Genomic DNA, 7,473 nt, shown 5'->3' with positions numbered 1-7,473 from the left:
GCTCGGGTATGAAGAAGTCGGACATCGATCTGTTCGAATTGAACGAGGCGTTCGCCTCGGTGGTGCTGCGCTACATGCAGGCCTTCGACATCGACAACGCCAAGATCAACGTCAATGGCGGCGCCATTGCGCTCGGCCATCCGCTTGGTGCCACCGGCGCGATGATTCTCGGGACCGTGCTTGACGAGCTCGAGCGCAGCAACAAGTCGACCGCGCTGGTCACGCTGTGCATCGGCGGCGGCATGGGCACCGCAACGATCATCGAGCGGGTGTAGGCTGTAGAGCCGTAGGGTGGGCAAAGCGAAGCGTGCCCACCACGAGACGTGACAGGTTAAGATGGTGGGCACGGCGCCAAGCGCGCCTTTGCCCACCCTACGGTCTCTCCCGCAAGGGGGAGTGCGGCAGCGAAAAACACAAGCGACGAGAAGAGAGGTTGATGCCGAAAATTGACCTGAGCGCGTTGCCGGTGCGCAGCGGAACGACCTATCCGGAGCCGTTCGCGCAAATCGTCGACGGTCGAGAGTGGCAGTCGCTCGGCGATGCCGCGGGCTTGACGCAGTTCGGCGTCAATCTCTTTCGGTTGAGGCCCGGCGCAGCATCGTCGGCGCGTCATTGGCATGAGCAGGAAGACGAGTTTGTCTACGTCGTTGAGGGCGAATTGGTGTTGATCGAGGATGAAGGCGAAACGATCGTGAGGCCGGGCGATGCCGCAGGCTTCAAGGCCAGTGTCCCGAACGGCCATCATCTGGTGAACCGCACCGGCCGCGACGCTGTTTTTCTGGTCGTTGGTACCCGCGCGCAACGCGAACGCTGTCACTACTCCGAGATTGACCTCGTCCACGACCAGGACGGCGATCTTTACCGATTAACGCATAAATCCGGCGTGCCTTATGGCGACTGGCAACGTGGCTAAGGGAGCAAACAACATGGCCTTCAAGAATTTCAAAGTCGAGACCGACACCGACGGCATTGCGCTGGTGACATGGGATATTCCCGGCCGTTCGATGAACGTGCTCGACGAGACCACGATCAACGAACTCGAGGAGATCGTGAAGCAGACCTCCGCCGACGCCGCCGTCAAGGGCGTCGTGGTCACCTCCGGCAAGGAGGCGTTCTCCGCCGGCGCCGATCTGTCGATGCTGGAGGGCATGAACCGCCGCTATACCGAATTGCTTCAGGCCAAGGGCGAGGTCGCGGCCAACCAGATGCTGTTCGACGAGAGCCGCAAATCCTCGCTGGTGTTTCGTGCCATCGAGACATCAGGCAAGCCGTGGGCGGCCGCGATCAACGGGCTCGCGCTCGGCGGCGCGTTCGAACTGACGCTGTCATGCCATTACCGCGTCGCGGCAGCCAATCCGAAGACCCGTCTCGGGCTGCCCGAAGTCAAGGTCGGGCTGTTTCAAGGTCGGGCTGTTCCCCGGCGCCGGCGGCACCCAGCGCGTGCCGCGCATCGTGCCGCCGCAGGATGCGATGCAACTGCTGCTCAAGGGCGAGGCCATCAATCTCGACAAGGCCAAGGCGCTGAAGCTGGTCGATGCGGTCGTCCCCGCCGCCGACCTCGTCACATCGGCCAAGGACTGGATCAAGGGCGGCGGCAAGGCGGTCGCGCCCTGGGACGACAAAGCGTTCAAGCTGCCGGGCGGCCCGGTCTATTCCAAGGCCGGCATGATGATGTTCCCGGCCGGCAATGCGATCTTCCGCCGCGAAACCTATGACAATTATCCGGCGGCGCGCGCCATCATGCAGTGCGTCTATGAGGGATTGCAGCTTCCGATCGACGCGGCGCTGCGGGTGGAATCGCGCTACTTCACCCAGATCCTGCGCAGCAAGGAAGCCGCGGCGATGATCCGCAGCCTGTTCCTGTCGATGCAGGAGTTGAACAAGGGCGCACGGCGTCCGCAAAATGTACCGGCCACCAAGGTCAAGAAACTGGCCATCATCGGCGCCGGCTTCATGGGCGCCAGCGTCGGTTATGTTTCGGCGCGCGCCGGCATTGACGTGGTGCTGATCGACCGCGATCAGGAAAGCGCCGACAAGGGCAAGGGCCACGCGCAGGCCGTGATCGACGATCTGATCAAGAAAGGCCGCGCCAAGGAAAGCGATCGCGACGCCATCCTGTCGCGCATCAGCGCCACCGCCGACTACAGCGTGCTGAAGGATTGCGATCTCATCATCGAAGCGGTGTTCGAGGATCGCAAGGTCAAGGCCGAAACTTATGCCAAGGCGCAGCCGCTGCTGAAGCCCGACGCGATCTTCGCCTCCAACACCTCGACGCTGCCGATCAATTCGCTGGCGGAGGAGTTCAAGGACCAGAGCAAGTTTATCGGCATTCACTTCTTCTCGCCGGTCGAGAAGATGATGCTGGTGGAAATCATCGTCGGCAAGAACACCGGCGATGTCGCGCTTGCCACCGCGCTGGATTATGTGCGCCTGATCGGCAAGACGCCGATCGTGGTCAATGACTCCAGAGGCTTTTTCGCCAACCGCTGCGTGCTGCGCTTCACCGCCGAAGGCCTGGAAATGCTGATGGAAGGCGTGCCGCCGGCGATGATCGAGAACACCGCCAAGATGGCGGGCATGCCGGTGGGACCGCTGTCGCTGTCCGACGAGGTGGCGCTCGACCTCGTGCTCAAGATCATGAAGGCGACCGAGGCCGATCTCGGCGCCAATGCCATCGACCAGACCCAGAAGAAGCTGCTGGTCGAGATGGTCGAAAAGCAGGGCCGCTTCGGCCGCAAGAACGGCAAGGGATTCTACGATTATCCCGAGAAGGGCAAGGGCCAGAAGAGCCTGTGGTCGGCCCTGAGCGGCCTGCAGCCGAAGCATCTCGATCCGGATACGCTCGACATTGAAGAGCTGAAGCAGCGCTTTCTGGTGGTGCAGGCGGTGGAAGCCGCGCGCACCGTCGAGGATCATGTCATCACCGACATGCGCGAGGCCGATGTCGGCTCGATCCTCGGCTTCGGCTTCGCGCCGTTCACCGGCGGCACGCTGTCCTATATCGACTTCATGGGCACGAAAAATTTCGTCGAATTGTGCCACAAGTTAGAGGCCAAATACGGCTCGCGTTTCACCCCGCCGAAGCTCCTGATCGAGATGGCGGCCAAGGGCGAGACGTTCTATGGCCGCTTCCCGCCGAAGAAGCTCGCTGCGGCGTAAAAGAACGAGAGACAGGCCGAGCAGCAAAACGAGATCGTCGTCCCGGCCTTGAGCCGGGACCTATACGCCGTGTCCTATGAAAAAGGCACGATGGTAGAGACCTTCTTCGAACTTTAACACCTGTGGTTATGGATCCCGGCGTTCGCCGGGATGACGCTTGCGATGATGACGCACAAACAAAAAGGCCGGATCATCGATCCGGCCTTTGGCGCGATCGCTATCCGCGGAAGGTTTACGCCGCCTTCAGCAGGCCTTCCTTGGTCAGGGCTTCCTGGACCTTCGGGCGGGCGGCGACGCGGGCCTTATAGGCCAGCAGGTTCGGCAATGCCGAGAGATCGAAGTTCATCCGGTCAGCCCAGCACAGCATCGTGAACAAATAGCCGTCGGCGACGGTGAACTGCTTGCCCATCAGGTAATCATGGCCGGCCAGCGCGCCGTCGACGTACTTGAACTTGCCCATCACCCGATCCTTGAAGAAGGCCTTGGCGTCGTCCGAGAGCACCGGTGAGAACAGCGGGCCGAAATTCTTGTGCACTTCGGAGGTGATGTAGTTGAGCCATTCCAGCAATTTGTAACGCTCGGCGCTGTCGCGGGCGGGCGCGAGGTTCTTGGCCGAAGCCTTGTCGGCGATCATCTGCACGATGACCGGACCCTCGGTCACGAACTCGCCGCCGTCGAGGGCAAGTGCCGGAACCTGACCCTTTGGATTCACCTTCAGATAATCGTCACCATTTTCCAGCTTCTTGGTGCGAAGATCGACCTTCACGAGATCATAGGGCAGACCGGCTTCCAATAGCGCGATATGGGGGGAGAGCGAGCAGGCGCCGGGCGAATAATACAGTTTCATTGGAGTTTCCTTCCCTGGGGTCATTGGTGACGGGCGGCCGCATAACTAAATGCAATTGCATGAAATAGTCAAGATTGATGCAGCTGCATTTAGTGCGCTACACTCAGCCGTCATATCTATGGATCGTACCATGAAACGCAAACCATCGACCGAGGCGACCGCCGCCTGGATTCGCCTGATGCGGATCCAGAGCCGGGTGCTCGACGCGGTCGAACAGGATTTGAAAAAAGCGGGTTTTCCGCCGCTGGCCTGGTATGACGCGCTGCTCGAACTGTCGCGGGCGCCGACCGGCGAAATGCGCCCGGTAGAGCTGGAGCGGCAGATGCTGATCCCGCAATACTCGACCTCGCGGCTGATCGACCGGCTGGTGGACGAAGGGCTGGCGGCGCGCCGCGAATGCAAGATCGACAAGCGCGGTCAGTTCGTCGAGATCACAGAGACCGGCCGCGAGCTGCAGAAAAAAATGTGGAACGCCTATTCCGCCGCGATCGAAAAGCATGTCGGCTCGAAATTGTCCGACGCGGATGCCGCGAAACTCTGCGGGCTACTCGACCGGCTGGGCTGCTCGTGCGATGAGGCGCAGGTACTCGCCGCGAGAGACGGCGCGCCTGCGCGATGATACTGCTTTTGACTTTCACGGTTGCGGACAACGCTGTCCGTAACCTTCCCCGACACCGTGTGCGTTCGGTCGAAACGCCCCACATCCGGAATTTGTATGGCGCGTGACCAGATCGATATGACGCCGCTGCAGTCGCGTGACGAACTGGTCGCGTGGCTGGCCGCGGGCGTAAAGCCACCGTCGGAGTTCCGGATCGGTACCGAACACGAAAAAACGCCTTTCACGCTGCAGGGCCATCGTCCCGTCGCCTACGAGGGCGCCCGCGGCATCGGCGCGCTTTTGGAAGGCATGAAGCTCCTGCTCGGCTGGGAGCCGATCATGGAGCGCGGCAATATCATTGGCCTGTATGACGTCACCGGCGGCGGGGCGATTTCGCTGGAGCCCGGCGGGCAATTTGAATTGTCGGGGGCGCCGGTCGAGACCGTGCATCAAACCCAATCCGAACTGATGGCGCATCTGGCACAGGTGCGCGAGATCGCAGCACCGCTCGGCATCGGCTTTCTCGGATTGGGCATGACGCCATCCTGGTCGCGGGCGCAGATTCCGATGATGCCCAAGGGCCGCTACAAGATCATGACCGGCTACATGCCGAAGGTCGGTCAATACGGCCTCGACATGATGTACCGGACCTGCACGGTGCAGACCAATCTCGACTTTTCCTCCGAAGCCGACATGGTCAAGAAGCTCAGGGTCTCAGTGGCGCTGCAGCCGGTCGCGACCGCGCTGTTCGCCAATTCGCCGTTCACCGAAGGCAAGCCCAACGGCTTCCTGTCGTTCCGCTCCGAGATCTGGCGCGATACCGACAATGCGCGATCCGGGATGATTCCATGGGCGTTCGAGGACGGCATGGGATTCGAGCGCTGGGTTGATTATGCGCTGGATGTGCCGATGTATTTCGTCAAGCGTGGCGATGCCTATATCGACGTCTCGGGTTCGTCGTTCCGCGATTTCTTCGACGGCAGAAATCCGGCGTTTCCCGGCGAGCGTCCGACGCTGTCGGACTGGGCCAATCATCTTTCGACGATTTTCCCCGAAGTGCGGTTGAAGCGTTATCTGGAGATGCGCGGCGCCGACGGCGTGCCGTGGGGTCGGCTGCCGGCGCTGCCGGCGTTCTGGGTCGGATTGCTCTATGACGACACCAGCCTCGATGCGGCATGGGATCTCGCCAAGCACTGGAACGCCCATGAGCGCCAGGCGTTGCGCGATGACGTGCCGCGCCTCGGTTTCAAGGCCCGAATCCGGGATCGCTATCTGTTCGAAATCGCCAAGGAATGCCTGGCGCTGTCGCATGCGGGGTTGCGGCGACGCGGTCACATCGACCACCTCGGCCGTGACGAGACCCGCTTTCTCGAGCCGCTGGACCGGATTATCGATGCCGGACATACCCCGGCCGAGGAGATGCTGGAGAAATTCCATGGCCCCTGGCGGGGCTCGGTGGAACCGGTCTATGACGAATACGCGTTCTAGGGCCCGATCGGTTCTGATTGGCCGCGGTTCACCTGGACGAAAGCCGCTCCGACTGACCGGTTTTTACGCCGTTCATCCGCCGTACAGGTTCGTGGCGATCAAATGGCGGACCGCCAAACGCGGTTAAGTCCAATCAGTTGAAAGCAATCCCGAATGTGGGGAAGCCGCCTGCTCAGGGCGTGTTTGATGGTGCTCGCGTGTTCGGCGGCCGCCATCGCCACGCGACCGGCACACGCCCAGGCCAATTTCGATCGTCCGGGTGGCGATTATCAGAGTTCGCCGGTGCCTTCAGGCGATCCGGCGGATTGTGCCCTGGTGTGCGAACGCGACCGGCGCTGCCGGGCCTGGAGCTTCAACTATCCGAGCGATACCGCCGGCAGTGCGCTGTGCTGGCTGAAGAGCAACGTACCGGCACGCGTCGAGGATAATTGCTGCGTCTCGGGCGTGCGCGGCGCCGGTGTGGTCGAACCGCGCAACGGGGCGGTCGAAACCTCGATCGACCGGGCCGGCGGCGACTACCACAGTTTCGAGCTCAAAAACGGCGAGGGCGACGAAGCCTGCAAGGCCGCTTGCGCCGGCGACAACAGATGCCGGGCCTGGACCTATGCGCGGCGGGGATATGTCGGAAAAGACGCGCACTGTTTTTTGAAAAAGGAAATCAAGCCGCCGCGGCGCAAGCCGGGATTTATCTCGGGCGTGGTGCGGTAGCGTTGTTTTCCCGACGTCACGTGCCGTCGGCGGCCAGCACCGTGAGTTCCGGCCACAGCGTTTTCCAGCGCGTTGCCTTTGCCTCGTAATGTGCGGCGGAGAAATTCGGTCCGGGATTGGGCCGGACGATCATATCAGCGATATCGTCCAAGCCGCCCGGCGCGTAAACCTCGTCACCGGATGGCGTGGGCCGGATTCCAACCTGGGTTGTTCTGGTCAGGAAGCGGTCGATGCCCTCAGTCGAACAATGTAGCGCCGGATAGGGCAGGCCATGCTTGCGGGGATACCAGAGATGGACGCGGGCCTGGTTGCGTACCTCGATCTCCACGCCCAGATGCGCCAGCCGGCGCTGCAATTGCCGGATCACGGCATTCTCGGCCTGCCATGAGGTGTCGGGATCGAAATAGAAAATATCGTAGTCGTTGATGCCGTGATCGACGGCGCGCTTCGTCAGCACATTCCATGCGGTCTGAACGAGGCATCCGGAGACGATCCAGGCATCCGGCAGTGCCAGCCGGGATAATTCGCCAGCAATGGCGTCATTGACCGGATTGCGAAGTGCTATGCCGAGAAATTCGTCTGCATCCATGGCCGCAATTGTAGGGTGGGCAAAGGCGCAGTTTTGCGCCGTGCCCACCATTTTGAAATCGATTGGTGCTTCTTGAACGGTGGG

General features: G+C 61.6%; 7 protein-coding genes and 2 pseudogenes. 7 read left to right on the top strand and 2 right to left on the bottom strand.

Annotation, left to right across the window (positions count from 1 at the left end):
• From ABR948_RS11820 to ABR948_RS11805, 4 genes and pseudogenes are all read left to right on the top strand, one after another.
• Positions 1–275, top strand: a pseudogene (locus tag ABR948_RS11820) (acetyl-CoA C-acyltransferase); the annotation flags it as partial.
• Between the two features lie 191 nt (positions 276–466).
• Positions 467–913 carry a cupin domain-containing protein gene (locus ABR948_RS11815; protein WP_428117504.1) on the top strand — a complete coding sequence of 149 codons (447 nt, stop codon included), beginning with the start codon at positions 467–469 and terminating at the stop codon, positions 911–913.
• Positions 891–1,424 (top strand): annotated as a pseudogene (locus ABR948_RS11810) (enoyl-CoA hydratase-related protein); the annotation flags it as partial. The gene ABR948_RS11815 and the pseudogene ABR948_RS11810, both read left to right, overlap by 23 nt.
• Positions 1,425–1,470: 46 nt before the next feature.
• Positions 1,471–3,159, top strand: coding sequence for an FAD-dependent oxidoreductase (locus ABR948_RS11805; protein ID WP_428117499.1), 1,689 nt, complete (start codon positions 1,471–1,473; stop codon positions 3,157–3,159).
• 232 nt (positions 3,160–3,391) lie between these two features.
• Here ABR948_RS11805 and gstA read toward each other — a convergent pair whose 3' ends face one another.
• The gene (gstA, locus tag ABR948_RS11800; protein ID WP_428117497.1) at positions 3,392–4,006 is read right to left on the bottom strand and encodes a glutathione transferase GstA; all 615 of its coding nucleotides are present in this window, start codon (positions 4,004–4,006) and stop codon (positions 3,392–3,394) included.
• Positions 4,007–4,136: 130 nt separating this feature from the next.
• Between gstA and ABR948_RS11795 the strand changes: the two genes are divergently transcribed.
• The 3 genes from ABR948_RS11795 (at position 4,137) to ABR948_RS11785 (ending at position 6,800) form a co-directional block, all read left to right on the top strand.
• Positions 4,137–4,625 (top strand): MarR family winged helix-turn-helix transcriptional regulator, encoded by a 489-nt coding sequence (locus tag ABR948_RS11795; protein WP_428117494.1) that lies wholly within the window; start codon positions 4,137–4,139, stop codon positions 4,623–4,625.
• A 96-nt stretch (positions 4,626–4,721) separates the two neighbouring features.
• A complete protein-coding gene (locus tag ABR948_RS11790) occupies positions 4,722–6,092 on the top strand; it encodes a glutamate--cysteine ligase (RefSeq protein WP_428117492.1) in 1,371 nt (456 codons plus the stop codon).
• Positions 6,093–6,278: 186 nt separating this feature from the next.
• Positions 6,279–6,800, top strand: coding sequence for a PAN domain-containing protein (locus ABR948_RS11785; RefSeq protein ID WP_428117490.1), 522 nt, complete (start codon positions 6,279–6,281; stop codon positions 6,798–6,800).
• A gap of 16 nt (positions 6,801–6,816) precedes the next feature.
• Here the strand turns inward: ABR948_RS11785 and ABR948_RS11780 are convergent, their stop codons facing one another.
• Complete coding sequence (locus ABR948_RS11780) at positions 6,817–7,389, bottom strand: nucleotidyltransferase family protein (protein WP_428117487.1); 573 nt, start codon at positions 7,387–7,389, stop codon at positions 6,817–6,819.
• Positions 7,390–7,473: the final 84 nt, after the last annotated feature.

Source organism: Bradyrhizobium sp. (assembly GCF_050014615.1).
Taxonomy (GTDB): domain Bacteria; phylum Pseudomonadota; class Alphaproteobacteria; order Rhizobiales; family Xanthobacteraceae; genus Bradyrhizobium.
This window is presented reverse-complemented; position numbering and strand designations above follow the sequence as displayed.